13 protein-coding genes and 1 tRNA gene are annotated in these 17262 nt (G+C 70.6%); 8 read left to right on the top strand and 6 right to left on the bottom strand.

Features of this window, described 5'->3' with window-relative positions:
* Window positions 1-280 (top strand): integrase core domain-containing protein (locus VF330_RS38650; RefSeq protein ID WP_330856699.1); only part of this gene is annotated, 280 nt, incomplete at its 5' end.
* Between the two features lie 245 nt (window positions 281-525).
* A complete protein-coding gene (locus tag VF330_RS38645) occupies window positions 526-1059 on the top strand; it encodes a hypothetical protein (protein WP_330856698.1) in 534 nt (177 codons plus the stop codon).
* Between the two features lie 21 nt (window positions 1060-1080).
* Here VF330_RS38645 and otsB read toward each other — a convergent pair whose 3' ends face one another.
* From otsB to VF330_RS38630, 3 genes are all read right to left on the bottom strand, one after another.
* Window positions 1081-3612 (bottom strand): trehalose-phosphatase, encoded by a 2532-nt coding sequence (otsB, locus tag VF330_RS38640; protein ID WP_330856697.1) that lies wholly within the window; start codon window positions 3610-3612, stop codon window positions 1081-1083.
* 44 nt (window positions 3613-3656) lie between these two features.
* A complete protein-coding gene (locus VF330_RS38635; protein ID WP_330856702.1) occupies window positions 3657-5090 on the bottom strand; it encodes a trehalose-6-phosphate synthase in 1434 nt (477 codons plus the stop codon).
* A 70-nt stretch (window positions 5091-5160) separates the two neighbouring features.
* Window positions 5161-6588 carry a threonine/serine ThrE exporter family protein gene (locus VF330_RS38630; protein ID WP_414675541.1) on the bottom strand — a complete coding sequence of 476 codons (1428 nt, stop codon included), beginning with the start codon at window positions 6586-6588 and terminating at the stop codon, window positions 5161-5163.
* A gap of 175 nt (window positions 6589-6763) precedes the next feature.
* Here VF330_RS38630 and VF330_RS38625 point away from each other — a divergent pair.
* Window positions 6764-6839 (top strand) — tRNA-Thr (locus tag VF330_RS38625).
* A gap of 263 nt (window positions 6840-7102) precedes the next feature.
* Complete coding sequence (gene mgrA, locus VF330_RS38620) at window positions 7103-8131, top strand: L-glyceraldehyde 3-phosphate reductase (protein ID WP_330856695.1); 1029 nt, start codon at window positions 7103-7105, stop codon at window positions 8129-8131.
* A gap of 1 nt (window position 8132) precedes the next feature.
* On the opposite strand, the gene VF330_RS38615 is transcribed toward mgrA, so the two are convergent.
* Entirely contained in the window at window positions 8133-9548 is a 1416-nt protein-coding gene (locus VF330_RS38615; protein WP_330856694.1) for a HAMP domain-containing sensor histidine kinase, read from the bottom strand.
* Entirely contained in the window at window positions 9545-10243 is a 699-nt protein-coding gene (locus tag VF330_RS38610; RefSeq protein ID WP_330856693.1) for a response regulator transcription factor, read from the bottom strand. Before VF330_RS38610 ends, VF330_RS38615 begins: the two co-directional genes overlap by 4 nt.
* 136 nt (window positions 10244-10379) lie before the next feature.
* Between VF330_RS38610 and VF330_RS38605 the strand changes: the two genes are divergently transcribed.
* From VF330_RS38605 to VF330_RS38595, 3 genes are read left to right on the top strand one after another with little or no spacing between them, the layout of a single operon-like run.
* Entirely contained in the window at window positions 10380-11738 is a 1359-nt protein-coding gene (locus tag VF330_RS38605; RefSeq protein ID WP_330856692.1) for a ferredoxin reductase family protein, read from the top strand.
* A 13-nt stretch (window positions 11739-11751) separates the two neighbouring features.
* On the top strand, window positions 11752-12249 hold the full coding sequence (locus VF330_RS38600) for an FMN-binding protein (protein ID WP_330856691.1): 498 nt from the start codon (window positions 11752-11754) through the stop codon (window positions 12247-12249).
* Window positions 12250-12251: 2 nt separating this feature from the next.
* On the top strand, window positions 12252-12992 hold the full coding sequence (locus VF330_RS38595; RefSeq protein ID WP_330856690.1) for an FAD:protein FMN transferase: 741 nt from the start codon (window positions 12252-12254) through the stop codon (window positions 12990-12992).
* Between the two features lie 336 nt (window positions 12993-13328).
* Here VF330_RS38595 and VF330_RS38590 read toward each other — a convergent pair whose 3' ends face one another.
* Window positions 13329-14363, bottom strand: coding sequence for an ADP-ribosylglycohydrolase family protein (locus VF330_RS38590; RefSeq protein ID WP_330856689.1), 1035 nt, complete (start codon window positions 14361-14363; stop codon window positions 13329-13331).
* Between the two features lie 103 nt (window positions 14364-14466).
* On the opposite strand from VF330_RS38590, the gene VF330_RS38585 reads away from it, so the two are divergent.
* Window positions 14467-17232: an AfsR/SARP family transcriptional regulator gene (locus VF330_RS38585; protein WP_330856688.1), complete on the top strand. Its 2766-nt coding sequence runs from the start codon at window positions 14467-14469 to the stop codon at window positions 17230-17232.
* The last annotated feature ends 30 nt before the right edge of the window (window positions 17233-17262 follow it).

Genomic DNA, 17262 nt, shown 5'->3' with positions numbered 1-17262 from the left:
CGACCGCGGCACCCAGTACACCTCCCGCGACTTCCGCGACACCCTCACCCGCCACGGGATCCGGTCCTCGGTCGGACGCAAAGGCTCCTGCTACGACAACGCCGTCGCCGAAGCCTTTTTCGCCACCCTCAAAACCGAGATCGACACCACCGCCTGGACCACCCGCCACCAGGCACGATCCGACATCTTCCGCTACCTGCACTACTACAACCACAACCGTCTACATTCGACAGTCGGCTACCGAACCCCCACCGAAACACGCATCACCTACGCTGCGTGAACACCCCGTGTCCGGGAACCGGGGACAACTCCAGCGTGTCGAGTTGACACCCCTCCTCACGTGCAGCGAGTGCTGGGCACGGCTCGTGACGGGACCACCCCACCGGAACCTTCTGTTTCAAGCCAAAGACAGGACGGCTCGGCTTCGCCTTCGCGCCTGGCTCGCCTTCGGCTTCGCGTTGGCTCGCCTTCGGCTTCGCGGTGGGGCGTCCTTGTTCTGTTCTGGTGGCGTGATCGAATATCTGGGTGTTGGGGAGACACGACCTCGAGATCGGTGAGCTGTTGCGGTTCGCCGTGGGCTTGGTGCCGCGCGAGGTTCGTACCGCTGACCTGCTCGACTACGTGGATCTCGAGGAGTGGGAGCTGGTCCTCGACCTGCTCGGCGAGTTCGGTGGGAACACTTGGCAGACGCCTCGGTACTGGGCTCTGCTTGCCGAGGCGGCCACGCAGATGGAGGGCGACGACGCCTGGTTCCAGTGGCGTTGCGTGGAGTCGATCCAAGGGTTGTGGCGCGTCTCGCTGACGTTGGCTGAGGGCGCTGAGCCGTTGCAGGCTCGAGGGGAGCGGCCCACCTGGGACGTCACGGGCAACCAGCAGCGGGTGGCGGCGTTGTGGATCGAGTCCAAGCCCGTGCTCAAGGCCGGGGAGAGTGCCACGGCGCGGTTGCGGCCGTTCGTGCCGGCTGCTTGGGGGCATCTCGTGCGCAGTGATCGGATCACGTTGCTCGGGAGCTCGCCGGGGATTGCGACGATCATCGAGAAGGTGCCGCCGCGGCCCTGAGTGGACCGCGGCGGCTGGGTGCTACTGCGAGAGCAGCTGGGCGCAGCGGATCAGGCCCAGGTGCGAGTACGCCTGCGGGTGGTTGCCCAGTGAGCGTTCTGCGATCGGGTCGTACTCCTCCGGGAGCAGGCCGGTGGGGCCTGCGGCCGCGACGATCTGGCCGAAGAGTTCCTCTGCCTCGGTGCGGCGGCCCGTGAGCAGGTAGGACTCGATCATCCAGGCGGCGCAGAGGTGGAAGCCGCCCTCGTCGCCCGGCAGGCCGTCGTCGCGGTGGTAGCGGTAGACCGTGGAGCCGGAGCGCAGCTCCGCCTCGATGGCCGTCACCGTCGACTGGAAGCGCTCGTCGGTCGGGTCGATCAGGCCCGACAGGCCGACGAACAGAGAGGCGGCGTCCAGGTCGTCGCCGTCGTAGGCCGTGGTGAACGACTGGACCTCGTCGTTCCAGCCGTTCTTCAGCACGTCCGTGGAGATCGTGTCGCGCAGCGGCACCCAGGACGGGTCCAGCTCGCGGCCGAACTGCTCGCCGAGCTTGATCGCGCGGTCGATGGTCAGCCAGCACATGACCTTCGAGTACACGTGGTGGCGCGGCGCGTGCCGTTCCTCCCAGATGCCGTGGTCGGGCTCGTGCCAGCGGCGGGAGACGGCCTCGGCCATCGCCTGGACCATGGCCCAGTCGGCGTCCGACAGCGCGCCGCGCGCGGTGGCGAGTTGCACGACCAGGTCGACGACCGGGCCGAACACGTCGAGCTGCACCTGCTGGTTCGCGAGGTTGCCCACGCGCACCGGACGCGAGCCCGCGTAGCCGGGGAGCGTGTCGATGACGGCCTCTGCGCCCAGCTGGGTGCCGTGCAGCGTGTAGAGCGGGTGCAGGCGCTCCGGGCCCGGGATGGTCTCCAGGACGCCGTGCAGCCACGCCAGGAAGCCGTCGGCCTCCGCGTACGAGCCGACCGACACCAGGGCGGCGGCGGTCATCGCGCCGTCGCGCAGCCAGCAGTAGCGGTAGTCCCAGTTGCGGACGCCGCCGAGCTCCTCCGGCAGCGACGTGGTGGCCGCCGCCATGATCGAGCCGGAGTCCTTGTGCACGAGGCCGCGCAACGTCAGCGCGGAGCGCAGCACCAGGTCCGTCTGCACCTTCGGCAGGTGCAGGCCGGCGGCCCAGTCGGACCAGTAGCTCGCCGCGAGGTCGCGGCGCACCGACTCGTTCAGCGGGTGCTCGGAGATGTCGTCCGTGCCGCAGCGCAGCTCCAGCAACACCGGCGCGCCCTCACGCGGACGCACGACGGCACGTGCGGTCTCCTGCTGGCCGTCGGAGGTGATCTCCCAGTCGACGCCCGGCGAGCGCAGCACCATCGGGTCCGAGGTGCCGACGACGCGCAGGCCGTCGCGTTCGCGCAGCAGCCGCACCGGCACCTGGCCGAACTCGGGCCGCGGCGCGAACGTGATCACCGCGTTCGTGGAGCCGGAGATCCGCCGCACGAGGTCCGTGCGGTGCGAGGCGAGGTTCTGCTCCAGGTAGTCGGTCACCAGGAGCCGCGACCAGCGGGTCTCGACGATCATCGTGCCCGGCAGGTAGCGCTGGCCCAGCGGCAGCGACCCGTGCTCCGGCTTGATCGAGAAGTGGCCCGCGGCCGGTCCGCCCAGCAGGTCGGCGAAGATCGCCGCCGAGTCCGGTTCGGGGTGGCACAGCCAGTTCACCTTGGCGTCCGGCGTCACCAGCGCCACCGAACGCTCGTTCGCGAGCATCGTCAGCCGCTCGATCGGCACGGCCTGGTCGCCGTGCAGCCACGCCCTGCGCTCCTCCAGGAGGAACGCGAGCACGGTCGCGACGTCGGACGGGTCGGCGACGTAGTGCTCGGCCAGCGACTCGCCGGCACCCACGCGGATGCCGACGTCCGGGCCGGACAGGCGCGCGAACGCCTTCTCGTCCGTCACGTCGTCGCCCAGGAAGATCGCCGCGGTGGCGCCGACCTGGTGGCGCAGGATGTCGAGCGCCTGGCCCTTGTTCGTCTCGACGACGGCGAGCTCGATCACGGCCTTGCCCTCGGTGACCTGCACACCGTCCCAGGTGCACGGGCCGGAGCGGACGGCCGACAGCACGGCCTCGCCGATCGCCTCGGACGCGGCACGGCGCACGTGCACGGCGACCGAGGCGGGCTTGACCTCGAGCTGGACGCCCTCCTGGCCGTCGGCGATCTGTTCCAGCTCGGCTTCGAGCCGGCGCAGCAACGCCTTGGCGTCACCGTCCAGCGCGTGGACGAAACCGACGTCGAACTCGGAACCGTGCGACCCGACGAGGTGGACCTCGCCGGGTAGACGGGACAGCGTGGCCAGGTCGCGCAGTGCACGTCCGGAGATCACTGCTGAGGTGGTCTCGTGCAGCGACGCGAGTGAACGCAGTGCGTTCACCGACTCCGGGAGCGGGCGGGCCTGCTCGGGGTCGGCCACGATCGGAGCGAGTGTTCCGTCGTAGTCGCTGGCTACAAGTAGTCGCGGGGTCCGCGCGAGCTGGACGATCGCTCGGCGCAGTTCGGCGGGGAGGGCCTCGGCGGTCAACGCCCCTCCTGGAGCACTCGATGGGTCATGGGATCTGAAAGGATTCAGACCGAGGTCTGCGTGCCCAACGCCTCCAGGAACGACCTTGCCCAACGGTCAACGTCGTGGGTGAGGACTTGGCGGCGCAGCGCGCGCATCCTACGGCGGCCTTCAGCGGGATCGATGTCGAGGGCGGCCTGCAGTGCGTTCTTGACACCGTCCAGATCGTGGGGGTTCACCAGGAACGCACTGGTCAGTTCTGCGGCAGCGCCGGCGAACTCGCTGAGCACCAGAGCTCCACCAAGATCATATCGGCAGGCCACGTACTCCTTGCACACGAGGTTCATTCCGTCCCGAACGGGCGTGACGACCATGACGTCCGCCGCGCTCATGAACGCGACGAGCTCCTCGCGGTTCACCGACTGGTGCAGGTAGTGCACGACGGGCTTGCCGACGCGCCCGAACTCGCCGTTGATCCGGCCGACGGACTGCTCGATGTCCTTGCGCATCGTCACGTAGTGGTCGACGCGCTCCCGGCTGGGCGTGGCGAGCTGGACCATCGCGACGTCCTCGGGGTCGACGCGTCCGTCCGCGATCAGCTCGTAGAGAGCGCGGATCCGGACGTCGATGCCCTTCGTGTAGTCGAGGCGGTCCACGCCGAGCAGGATGCGCTTCGGGTTGCCGAGGTCCGCTCGAATCTGCTTCGCGCGGGCCTGCGTCTCCTTGCGGCGGGCCACCGCGTCGAGGCCCGCGCTGTCGATCGAGATGGGGAACGCGCCGACGCGCACCGTGCGGTCGCCGACCTGCACGACACCCGGACGGGTGCGGACGCCGACCGTGCCGCGGCTGGGCTCCAGGCCGACGAGCCTGCGGGCCAGCCAGAGGAAGTTCTGCGCGCCGCCGGGCCGGTGGAAGCCCACCAGGTCGGCGCCGAGCAGGCCGCGGATGATCTCCGTGCGCCACGGCAGCTGCATGAACAGCTCGACCGGCGGGAACGGGATGTGCAGGAAGAAGCCGATCTTGAGGTCGGGCCGCTGCTCGCGCAGCATCGCCGGGACGAGCTGGAGCTGGTAGTCCTGGATCCACACGGTCGCGCCCTGCGCGGCCACCTTCGCGGTCGCGTCGGCGAAGCGCTGGTTGACCTTCACGTAGGTGTTCCACCAGTGCCGGTGGAACGCGGGCTGCGCCACGACGTCGTGGTAGAGCGGCCAGAGCGTGCCGTTCGAGAACCCCTCGTAGTAGTCCTCGACCTCCTTGGTCGAGAGCTCGACGGGGTGCAGCAGCAGGCCGTCGTCCTCGAACGGCGCCACGTCGGCGTCGGCCACGCCCGGCCAGCCGACCCACGCGCCGCTGTGTGAGCGGAGGAAGGGTTCGAGCGCGCTCACCAGCCCTCCTGGGCTGTGCTTCCAGCGCTCCGTCCCGTCGGGCAGACGCTCCAGGTCAACCGGCAGCCGGTTGGCCACGACTACGAACTCCGCCCCGTTCTCGCCAATGTCCATGCTCACAAATGCCCAGGCTAGTGCCGACGCGAACGTGTCGCGTGTCGTGTAACGGCGGTCACAAGCAGGTTCACTCCAACCGACGCTTGGTGGGCCTGAGCGGCCCGGACAGCCGTGGACCGGCGAACCTGCGTTCCAAACGACCCAGACCGGTGCGCACCGGCTGGGCCAGGTACTCGCCGAACACCACGCCCCCGGCGAGGGCCAGTGCGATGCCGCTCGCGAAGACGAGCGTGCTGAGCCCGGCCGGGTCGCCCTCGGCCGTGAGCTGGAACAGGCCCCGGTAGGTGGTCCAGCCGGGCAGCAGCGGCACGACCCCGGCCTGCGCGACGACGAGTGTTGGGATGCCCAGCCTGCGGGTCAGCGTCGCGCCGCCGAACCCGGTGATCGCGGCGGCCGCGGCGGAGCCCAGCAGCGCGTCCAGGCCGAAGCTCGTCGCGAGACCGTAGGCGGCCGTGCCGATCGCGCCGGAGACGGCGGCGGCCATGAGCGCGCGGGGCTGGGCGTAGCAGGCGAGTGCGAAGAACGCGCTCGTCGCCGCGCCCGCCGCGAACTGCATCGGCACCGCGGAGATCAGCGCGGGCAGCGGGTCGCTGAGCCTGATGTCCAGTCCGAAGTGGACGGCGGTGCGGATCGCCAGCGCGACGCCCGCGATCAGCCCGGCGCTGAGCAGCACGGTCTCCACCGTGCGGCCGGCGGCGGTGACGTTGTAGCCGGAGATCGCGTCCTGCACGGTGCTGACGAGCGCGAGCCCGGAGAGCAGCACGACGATGCCGACGGCGACCAGCAGGCTCGGGCGCACGGGGAGCAGCCCGGTCGCGTAGACGGCCAGCGCCGCACCGGTTCCGAGCGCGCCGCCGACCAGCTGCTGGAAGAAGAACGGCAGCGCGCGGCGGTTGAGGACCCTGCCGACCCGGTCGACCACGGCGGTGATGGCCGCGGCCGTGAGCGCGAGTACCACCCCGCCGCCGACGAGGAACGCGACCGCGGCGGCCATCCCGCCCCACGCGGCGGTGGCGACCCAGCGCGGGTACGGGTGCTTGGCGTTGGTGATGTCCTCGAGCTCGGCGTGGGCGTCCTCGATCGGCCCGAGGTTGTTCACGAGGTGCTCGACGGCGGCCAGCCGGGTGTAGTCGAGACTGCGCTGCCGGACCACCCGCACGGCGGTGATCGGAGGCGCCTCGGTACCCCGATGGCACGACACGCTGATGGAGGTGTAGATCACGTCGACTTCCGTGTGCGGAAGTCCATAGCTCTCGGTGACGGAAAGAATCGTCGCTGTCACATCGGCCGCGCCGGCCCCGCTGGACATTTGGACCTCACCGATCCTGAGGGCGAGATCAAGGACCAGGTGAACAGTGGTGTCGTCGGGCAGCGAGGGGCCGTGCAGGTTGTTGGTTGAAATCTCTCGCACCTCCGTTGCGCGATCGTGACGGGCACTTCGACAGAAGCTGTGGCGTCGACCACCTCCGATCGGGCGACCCGAAAAGGAGGACATGATCACTGTCCGTCGATTACCCTCCTGACCTGGTCAAGGCGCCCTGCTCGGCGCTCTGATCCACTCAGTTGGTTGGTCCGGCTCCGGTCGGAGCAATCCGATCACACTGAGAGCAGACCGTTCGCCGCAGGGAGCACCAGCAACGGGCGCTTACCATGTTCGCGAACACCGCCAGGCCGGCGTAGCTCAATTGGCAGAGCACTCGCCTTGTAAGCGAAAGGTTAGGGGTTCGATTCCCCTCGCCGGCTCCAAAGCGGAAGAGGGTTCGCCCAGGTGGGCGGACCCTCATCTCATTTCGATATGACGAATCCTCGCTTTTGCGAACGGCTCCGGTAAAGGCCGCGGCGAACGTCCGGCCGGGGGTCAGCGGCCCCACGGGCCTGCTCCGTTCGCCAGTTCGCCGTCCGGTGTCGCAGCGGGCTCCGCCGGCGGGGCGGGGTGATCGTCCGCAAGGCTGGTCGTGTTCACCGGTAAACAGTCGTCCGTCTCATCGGGACATGACATCGTGGTCACCATGTCCTACCTCGCGGATAGCGCGCGCTACGACCAGATGACCTACCGGCGGACGGGACGCAGCGGTCTCAAGCTGCCCGCCATCTCGCTCGGCCTGTGGCACAACTTCGGCGGCGACCGGCCCTACGAGTCCGGCCGCGGGATCGCGCGGAGGGCGTTCGACCTCGGTGTCACGCACTTCGACCTCGCGAACAACTACGGCCCGCCCTACGGCTCCGCCGAGATCACCTTCGGGCAGATCCTGAAGGACGACCTCCGGCCGTACCGCGACGAGCTGGTGATCTCCACCAAGGCGGGCTACGACATGTGGCCCGGCCCGTACGGGGAGTGGGGCAGCCGCAAGTACCTGCTCAGCTCGCTCGACCAGTCGCTGACGCGGATGGGTCTCGACTACGTCGACATCTTCTACTCGCACCGGTTCGACCCGGAGACGCCGCTCGAGGAGACGATGGGCGCGCTCGTGTCCGCCGTCCAGCAGGGCAAGGCGCTGTACGTCGGCATCTCGTCGTACTCGCCCGCCAAGACGCGGGAGGCCGCCCAGCTGCTCAAGAACGCCGGCGTGCCGCTGCTGATCCACCAGCCGTCGTACTCGATGCTCAACCGCTGGATCGAGCCGGAGCTGCTCGACACCCTGGAGGAGGTCGGCGCGGGCTGCATCGCGTTCTCGCCGCTCGCGCAGGGCATGTTGACCGACCGCTACCTCGACGGGATCCCTGAGGGCTCGCGCGCGACGCAGGGCAAGTCGCTGTCGACGGACCTGCTGACCGACGAGAACCTCCGCCGGATCCGGGCGCTCAACGAGATCGCGTCCTCGCGCGGCCAGTCGCTCGCCCAGCTCGCGCTGACCTGGACGATCCGCGACCCGCGCGTCACGTCGGCGTTGATCGGCGCCTCGTCGGTGGAGCAGCTGGAGCAGAACCTCGCCGCGCTGCAGGCGCCGCCGTTGACCGACGACGAGCTCGCCGAGATCGACAAGTACGCCGTCGAGTCGGGCATCGACCTGTGGGCGCAGAGCTCGCAGGCCGAATGAGCTAGCCGAGGTGCCGGGGGAGGCGGATGGTGAACACCGTCGCCCCCGGCCGGCTGGCCAGCTCGATCGTGCCGCCGTGCGCCTCCACCAGCGACCGCACCACGGCGAGGCCCAGGCCGCTGCCGCCGCGCTGGCGGGTCCGCGAGTCGTCCACGCGGTAGAACCGGTCGAAGATCCGCGCCTGGTCGGTCTCCGGGATGCCGGGGCCGGTGTCGCTCACCCGCACCACCGCCCAGCCGTTCTCGGCCGTCACCTTCAGCAGTACCGCCGTGCCGGCCGGCGTGTGCACGGCCGCGTTGGTCAGCAGGTTGTCGAGCACCTGCCGCAGCCGGGTCGCGTCCGCGGTCATGGTCACCGTGTCGGCGTCGAGCTCCAGCGAGTGCGACGGGCGGGCCGCGCGGAACGCGTCCGCCGCCGCCTCGGCGACCACCGCCAGGTCGAGCTCCTCCGGGCGCAACGGCGGTTCGGACGCCGCGGAGTCCAAGCGGGCCAGCAGCAGCAGGTCGTCGAGCAGCACGCTCATCCGCGCCGCCTCCGACCGCAGCTTCTCCAGGTGCTTCTCGCGCTCGCCCGGCTCGTTCGCGGCCGCGTACCTGAACAGGTCCGCGTAGCCGCGCAACGACGTCAGCGGCGTGCGCAGCTCGTGCGAGGCGTCGGCGATGAACCGGCGCAGGCGCTGTTCCGCGGCCGTGCGGGCGGCCAGCGACGAGTCGATGTGCGCGAGCATCTTGTTGAACGCCTCGCGCAGCTCCTCCACCTCGACGCCGCCGCCGCTGCCGTCCACGCGCACGGTGAGGTCGGCCGAGTCGGTCAGGTCGTGCGACGAGATGTCGTGCGCGGTGTCGGCCATGTCCGACAGCGGCCGCATGCCCTTGCGGATCAACGCCTGGCCGCCCACGACCAGTGCGACCAGCGCGGCCAGGAACGCGACCACGCCGACCGTGACGAGCTGGGAGATCGTGCCGTCCCTGTCCTGCATCGGGGCCGCGCTGACCAGGATGTACTCGTCCTTCACGACCTGGCAGGCGCGCAGCCGGAACTTCCCCTCGTCGCGCAGGTAGTCCGTCGCGAACGTGTCCGCCTTCAGCGCCTTCGCCGCGAGGTCGTCGAACTCCTCGCGGTCCTGCGGCTGCTGCTCTCCCGGCAGGGCCTTCGCCTGGCCGTCCTCGATCTTGTAGACGACGGCGAACCAGTCCGGCGGCAGCTTGCTGACCTTGCCGTAGTAGGCGATCTCCTTCACCGCGCTCGTCTGGCTGATCACCATCTGGTCGTCGAGACGGCGGTCGAGGAACGTCTGCATCGACGCCACCATGACCCAGCCGACGATCACGAACACGGTGAGCGCGAGCGCGCAGAGACCGAGGGCGAGGCGGGTACCGAGCCTCCACTCGCCGACGGGTGTGACCACGGGCCTCATTCCGCTGCTCTGCGGAGCACGTACCCGACGCCGCGGACGGTGTGGATCAGCGGTTCGCGGCCGTCGTCGAGCTTGCGGCGCAGGTGCGAGATGACCAGCTCGACCACGTTCGACCGGCCCCCGAAGTCGTACTCCCACACGTGGTCGAGGATCTGCGCCTTCGTCAGCACGGCCGGCGAGCGGCGCATGAGGTACCGCAGCAGCTCGTACTCGGTCGGGGTGAGCGTCACGAGCTTGCCGCCACGGCGGACCTCGCGGGTGTCCTCGTCCATCACCAGGTCCGAGACCTTCAGCACCGACCGCTTCCACGACGGACCCGTCGAACGGCGCAGCACGGCCCTGAGCCGGGCCATCAGCTCCTCGACGGAGAACGGTTTCACGAGGTAGTCGTCGCCACCCCTGGTGAGGCCCGCCACCCGGTCCGCGGTGCCGTCGCGAGCCGTCAGGAACACCACCGGGACCATCGCTCCGGCCGACCGGAGCCGATCGAGAACGGTGAATCCGTCCAGGTCGGGAAGCATGAGGTCGAGCACCACGATGTCCGGGTGGAACTCGGCGGCCTCTCTGAGGGCCTCCTCGCCGTTGAGCGCCGTCGCGGCCTGCCAGCCCTCGTACCGGGCCACCGTCGCGACGAGGTCAGCGATGTGCGGCTCGTCGTCCACGACGAGCAATCGAACCGAGTTCCCCTTGTCCACGTGCTCATGGTGCGTCACCCGGTGCCCGGCCCGCTCGATCGACAGGAACTCGACAGGCCGCGCAAAGGGGAGCCACAGCTCGGACGCTGAGGATCTACGACGAACGACCAGCGACCGCCAGATCGAGGAGCCCGCCGTGACGACCACCCTGCAGCACCCCGTGCGACCGGCTCCGGCCGGGCGCGCGACGCCGCACAAGGTGCTGGCCAAAGCCGGCCTCTACGTGTTCCTCCTGGCCAACGCCGCGTTCGCCACCTACCTGTTCAACGCCGCCGGCGTCGGCTCGAACAAGCTGGTCAACTTCGGCAGGCTGACCGGGCTCTACGGCGCGCTCGCGATGGCGTTCCAGCTGCTGCTGGTCGCCCGCCTGCCGTGGCTCGACCGCCGCCTGGGCATGGACAAGCTGACGGCGTGGCACCGCTGGACCGGCTTCACGATCTTCTGGATGCTCATCGGCCACCTGGTCTTCATCGCGTTCGGCAACGCGGGCGACGACGGCCCGGTCGCGGAGGTCGTCCGGCAGGCGACCGAGCTGGAGGGCATCCTCCGCGCGCTCGTGGCGTGGGCGATCATCATGGTCGTCGGGGTGGTCTCCGCCCGCTTCGCGCGGCGCCGGATGGCCTACGAGACCTGGCACTTCGTCCACCTGTACACCTACATCGCGATCTTCCTGGCGTTCACGCACCAGGTCGCCGTCGGCAGCACGTTCCGCAACTCCGCGCTCGCCACCGCCTACTGGTGGATCCTCTGGACGGTCGCCCTCGGGTCCGTCCTCATCGGACGCGTCGCGCTGCCGCTGTGGCGCAACTGGCGCCACCAGTTCCGGGTCGCCGCCGTCGTGCCCGAGGCGCACAACGTCGTCTCGGTCTACATCGAGGGCAGGGACCTGGACCAGCTGCCCGCGAAGGCCGGCCAGTTCTTCCTGTGGCGCTTCGTGACCAAGGACCGCTGGTGGCAGGCCAACCCGTTCTCGCTGTCCGCGGCGCCGAACGGCAGGTACCTGCGGCTCACCGCGAAGGCGCTGGGCACCGGCAGCGCCGACGTCCGCAACGTCAAGGTCGGCACCCGCGTCTTCGCCGAGGGCCCGTACGGCGCCTTCACGACCATGCACCAGACCAAGCCGAACGCGCTCCTCGTCGCCGGCGGTGTCGGCGTCACGCCGATCCGCGCGCTGCTGGAGGAGATCCAGGGCCACGTCGTGGTGCTGTACCGGGTGACCGACCCCCGCGAAGCCGTGCTGCTGCGCGAGATCGAGGGCCTCGTGCGGGCCAAGGGCGCGGTGCTGCGGCTGGTCACCGGTTCCTCGAAGACCATCACCCCGAACGGCCCGCTGCTCGGGCCGGAGAACCTCGTCGCGCTCGTCCCGGACGTGCAGGACCGCGACGTCTTCATCTGCGGACCGAACGGCATGACCGACGCCGTGGTGAAGAGCCTCGACGAGCTCGGGGTGCCCGCCGGCCAGGTCCACGCCGAGCGCTTCGCGCTGGCCAACTGAGAGGTCTGACGACGTGAAGAGGGCAATTCCCGTTCTGGTGCTGAGCGTCGCCGGCCTGGTGCCGGTGTGGCTGTACTCGCCGAGCGAGGGCCACGGCGGCGAGCTGAGCGAGGTCGCCGCGCCGGAGACGCCGCAGCAGCAACAGGCTCCGGCTCCGCAGACGACCGCGCCCAAGACCACGGGGTCGGCCGCGCCGAAGACGTCCGCTGCGGCGCCGACCACCCAGCAACAGCAGACCCAGCAGCAGGCGCAGACCCGGAGCGTGTCGGGACCGGCGGTGAACACGTCCGAGGGCACCGTGCAGGTGCAGGTGACGCTCCAGGGCACGAAGATCACCGACGTGAAGGCGTTGCGCGCCCCCAACAGCAACCCGACCCGCATGGCGCTGCCGTTGCTGCGGCAGTCGGCCCTGAAGGCGCAGAGCGCGGACATCGACACGGTGTCCGGCGCGACCGCGACCTCCGAGGGCTACAAGGCGTCGCTGCAGGCCGCACTCGACGGGGCGAAGTAACCGTGTCCGCGCGGCGCGTCGAGCACGTCATGGGCCTGCCGATCTCGGTGGACCTGCGCGACGGCGACGCCGCGCTGGCCGACCGCGCGTTCGCCTGGCTGCGCGAGGTGGACGCGCGGTTCTCGCCGTTCAAGCCCGACAGCGAGGTCTCGCGGCTCGACCGCGGCGAGCTCACCCAGGACGAGCTCAGCCCGGACCTGGTCGAGGTGCTGTCGCTGTGCGACTGGTACGAGGAGTCGACGGGCGGCGCGTTCACGGCACGGGTGCCGGGCCGCGGCCTCGACCCGTGCGCGGTGGTGAAGGGCTGGGCCGTGCAACGGGCGGCGGACCTCCTGCGGGAGGGCGGTGCCTCGGTCTTCTGCGTGAACGCCGGTGGGGACGTCGTCACGGCCGGCGAGCCGGAGCCCGGAAAGCCTTGGCGCGTCGGCGTTCGGCACCCCGACCTCGCCGACCGGGTGAGCGTCGTGCTCGGCGTGCGCGACGGAGCCGTTGCCACGTCAGCGTTGTACGAACGCGGGCAGCACATCCTCGACGGCCGCACCGGCCTGCCCGTGACGGGGTTGCTCTCGGTCACGGTCTTCTGCGACGACCTCGCCATCGCCGACACCACTGCCACAGCGGCGTTCGCGCTGGGCAGGGACGGGATCGAGTGGGCGGCGGCGCAGGAGGACTGCGCGGTGTTCATCGTCGACGAAGATCGTCAGGTGCACTCCAGTCCTGGACTTCCGGTACACATCTGTTAACATGTTCGGCCAACGGAGCTTCGACTCCGGGGCACGTTTTCGTTGATCAAGAGCTGGATCGGAGCTCGCGCTCGGGGCAAGACCCGGCCTGCTGTCGACCAACTGCTTCGTGCGGGAGAGCCTGCTGCAGCGCGAATTCGGGAGCGCGCTGCATCAGGCTCTCTCTGTATTTTTGGCCGCTGCTCCGCAGACGGCGGCGAGTTCGTCGAAAAGCCGGCCGTCCGCCCGACTCGCTCGCACCGGAATGGGCTTCGCCGATTCCGGCACGAGCGGGTGACCGGACGACCGGCACGAACTCGCAAGCGTGGCGCGGTCTCGTTCGATCAGCCGGTCCGCTCAGGCGTAGCGGTCCTCGTTGAAGTCCATGCCCACTGCGGACATGCCGAGGTCTCGGCCCATCGCGTCCAAGACGTCGACCATCTCCAGGCCGCTCAGCCAGTCGCGCGGCAGCGCGTCCACGCCGTGCAGCGCGCCGAGGATGTTGCCGGTCAGCGCGGCCGTCGCGTCGCTGCCGCCGGAGTGGTTGGCGGCCGCGCGCATCGCGTCCACGAACTGCGCCGGCTTCGGGTGCGTCAGCACGGTGTAGACCGCTATCGCCAGCGCCTCCGGGCCCGTCCAGCCGCTGCCGAGCCGGTCGACGCGCACGGACGCGGCGCCGTCGTGTTCCTCCGCCAGCACCACGGCCCGCGTCAGCACGGTCGCGGTGTACGTGTCGTCGCGCAGCACCCGGCCGATGACCTGGTCGATCGCCTCGCGGATCGGCCTGCCCTTCACGGCCAGCAGGTGCACCAGCAGCGCCAGCGCGCCGCCGGAGACCCAGCCGCCCGTGCCGCCGTGCGTCAGTGCGGCGAAGCGGCAGCCCAGCTCGTAGGAGATGGCCGCGGACGGGGCGAAGCCCGCCGGCGCGGTGCGCGTGACGCCGTTGCAGCCCGACGACTCGTTGTGCGGGTTCTCCGGAGTGGACGGTGTCTCGGCCGCCAGCGCGCGCAGGCACGTCAGGCCCGGCGAGCGGCTCTCGTACAGCCGTTCGTCGGCCAGCAGGCCGGTCGACCCGTGCTCGGGGGCAGGCTGCTGCTGGGTGACCAGCCAGCGCCGGTAGCTGTGCCACACCATCTCGGACGGTTCCCACTCGCCGGTCCGCTTGCCGCGGACGTACGCGCGCAGGTAGCCGTCGGCGGTGAACAGCGTGAGCTGGGTGTCGTCGGTGAACAGGGCCGGTTTCGGCGGGGCCAGGACACCCTCCGGGCCGTGTTCGCGCTGGATGTCGGCCCAGCCCAGGTACTGCACGGGGGCACCGAGCGCATCACCGAGTGCGCCGCCGAGGAGGCACCCGGCGCCGCGGTCAACCACGGAGTTCCGATCTCGCGGCACAGGTGAACAGTAGCGAACGGCGAAACTCGAACCGAACTTGTATCTGAGACGGCGAGCCTCCCACCTGTTGAAGTGACGACGTCAGCGCGGGAGGGGGAGGGGTATGCGGAGCAAAACCGGACTCGAGTTCGGCGTGCTCGGACCACTCCAGGTGCTCGCGGACGGACGGCTCGTGCAGCTGGGCCGCCGCGGCATGCGCGGACTGCTCGCCATGCTGGTGGTCGAGGCGAACCGACCCGTCTCGATCGACCAGATCGTGGACGCGCTGTGGACGGACACGCCTCCGGCCACGGCGCGGACGATCGTGCACGGGTACGTCTCGCGGTTGCGCAAGGTGCTGGACGAGTCGGACCCCGCCGGGTCGGCCACCATCCGCACCACCCCGACCGGCTACCAGCTGACCGTCGACCCGTGGCGCCTCGACCTGCACCGCGCCCGGCAGCTCGTGGCGTCCGCCCGCGGCAAGCCCGCCGCCATCAGGGCGGGCCTGCTGCGCGAGGCGCTGGGGCTGTGGCGCGGGCCGGTGCTCGCCGACGTGCCGGGCGACCCGATGACCTCGGACCTGGAGGAGCTGCGGCTGTCGGCGCTGGAGGAGCGCATCGACGCCGAGCTGGAGCTCGGCCGCCACCTGGAGCTGGTGGGCGAGCTGCGCGGGCTGTGCACCGAGTACCCGTTCCGGGAACGCCTGGTCGCCCACAGCATGCGCGCCCTCTACCGCTCCGGGCAGCGCGCCGACGCGCTGGAGGCCTACCAGCGGTTCCAGCGCCGCGCCGTCGACGAGCTGGGCATCGACCCCGGCCCGCAGCTCCGGTCGCTGCACGAACAGGTGCTGCGCGACGACCCGTCGTTGAGCGTGGTCGGCCCGGTGGAGTCCCGTCCCGTCGCGCCACGGGCCGGGATCGTGGCACCGGCGCTGCTGCCGGCGTCCGCGTCGCGGTTGTTCGGCCGCGACGACGACAAGACGTGGCTGGACGACGTGTGCGCGACCAGGAACCTGCTAGCGACGACCGTGGCGGTGTTGACCGGCCCGCCCGGGATCGGCAAGAGCGCGCTCGCGACCACGTGGGGCCACGAGAACCCCGAGATGTTCCCGCACGGCGTGCTGTTCGCGTCGCTCGGTGACGCCGAACCGGGCGAGGTGCTGACCAGGTTCCTGGTGGCGCTGGGAGTTCCCGCCGACGGTGTGCCGGTCGCGGTGGAGGACCGCGTCGGGCTGTACCGGTCGCTGCTCCACCGCCGCCGCGTGCTGGTGGTGCTGGACGACGCGACCGCGTTCGAGCAGGTGCAGCCGCTGCTGCCGCCGGGGTCCGGGTCGGTGGTGCTGGTGACGTCGCGCAGCAGGATGGAACGGCTGGTCGTCACCAACAGCGCCCGCGTCCGCAAGCTCGGCGCGCTGGACGACGACGCGGCGCGCGAGCTGGTGGACGACGTGCTGGGCAGGCCGCTGTCGGAGGAGGACCCGGCGGCGTCCCGCAAGCTCGCCGAGCTGTGCGGCGGGCTGCCGCTGGCGCTGCGGGTGGCGGCGGCGAAGCTCGTGACCAGTCCGGAGTGGACGGTCGAGGAGCTGGTGGGGGAGCTGGCCGACGACGGTCACCGGTTGCGCGGCCTCGACCTGCCGGAGGCGGGGATGGGGGTGTCGCGGGCGCTCGACCTGTCGACCCGCGACCTGCCGTCCGAGCTCGGCGAGACCTTCCAGTCCGTGGGCCTCGCGCCCGGCCGGTGGATGTCATCGCACGCCGTGGCCGCGCTGACCCGCACGCGCGTCGAGTCGGCCCGGTCGCGGCTCTCGCAGCTCGTCGAGGTCAACCTGCTGGTCGAGCCGTGGCCGGACGGGTTCACGATGCACGAGCTGGTGCGCCTCTACGTGCGCGGCGCCGGCCGTCCGGACGCGGACTCGTTGCGGCGCTTGGTGAACTACTACCTCGTCGCGTGCGACCACGTCCGCAGGGCCATCCGCCCGGCGCGCGACGGGCTCGACTTCACGTTGGGGGACAACGGTTCCACGGCGTTGCCCGCGTTCACCGACCCGATCGACTGGTTCGACCAGGAGTGGCCCAACATCGTCGCGGTCGTCCACGCGTCCGCCGAAGCGGGCCTGCACGACCAGGTGTGGCAGCTGGTGAGGTTGCTGCACCCGTACGCGACCGTGCGCGCTCTCACCGGGGAGTGGGTGGCGCTGGTCGGGTTCGGCCTGGCCGCGGCCGAGGTGACGGGGAGCCGCCTCGGCCAGGTCCTGATGCTGGACACGACCTACACGACGAACGCCCGGCTGGGACGTCCCGTCCTGCTGCCGGACGCCCGCCGTGCGCACCGGCTCGCGACCGAGCTGGGCGAGCGCCAGTACCTGGTGCTGACCCTCGCCCAGCTCGCCGACGTCCTGTTCCGGCTGGAGCAGCACGACGAGGCGCTGCTGCACTTCTGGGAGTCGGTGCAGCTCGCGCAGCAGTCGGGGGACGTGGTCGGGGAGGGCCACGGCCTGAACAACGTGGCGCAGGTCGAACAGGCCCGCGGGCACGTGGAGGTGGCGCTGCAGCACCAGGCGCACGCCGTCGAGGTCTACCGCCGCTCCGGCGACCAGGTGGCGTTGGTCCGCGGCCTCGCGAACCTCGCCGAGCTGCACCTGCAGGCCGGTTCGCTGGACCAGGCCGAGTCGCTCGCCCGGCAGGTCGTCGACCAGGCCGCCGTCGCCGAGGTGACGTACCTGGAGGGCTTCGGCAGGCACGTTCTCGGCGGCGTGTTGCTCCGGCGGGCGGAACGCGTTGCTGCGGCAGCGGAATTGACGGAGGCGCTGCGCCTGTACGCGCAGGTCAACTCGGTGCGTGCGATCGAGGTGCGGGCCGCTTTGGACGCGATGTCGTCCGAGGTTTAGTGAGCGTTTAGTCGGATGGTCCCAAAACAT

The organism is Lentzea sp., assembly GCF_036380075.1.
Lineage (GTDB): Bacteria > Actinomycetota > Actinomycetes > Mycobacteriales > Pseudonocardiaceae > Lentzea.
Note: the sequence above shows the minus strand (reverse complement) of the source record. Positions and strands in the feature narration are given on the sequence as shown.

Excerpts from the sequence above, each read along its gene's own strand:
- VF330_RS38635 (WP_330856702.1), bottom strand. The coding sequence starts at position 5,090 with ATGGACATTGGCGAGAACGGGGCGGAGTTCGTAGTCGTGGCCAACCGG.
- VF330_RS38630 (WP_414675541.1), bottom strand. The coding sequence starts at position 6,588 with ATGTCCTCCTTTTCGGGTCGCCCGATCGGAGGTGGTCGACGCCACAGC.
- mgrA (WP_330856695.1), top strand. The coding sequence starts at position 7,103 with ATGTCCTACCTCGCGGATAGCGCGCGCTACGACCAGATGACCTACCGG.
- VF330_RS38615 (WP_330856694.1), bottom strand. The coding sequence starts at position 9,548 with ATGAGGCCCGTGGTCACACCCGTCGGCGAGTGGAGGCTCGGTACCCGC.
- VF330_RS38585 (WP_330856688.1), top strand. The coding sequence starts at position 14,467 with ATGCGGAGCAAAACCGGACTCGAGTTCGGCGTGCTCGGACCACTCCAG.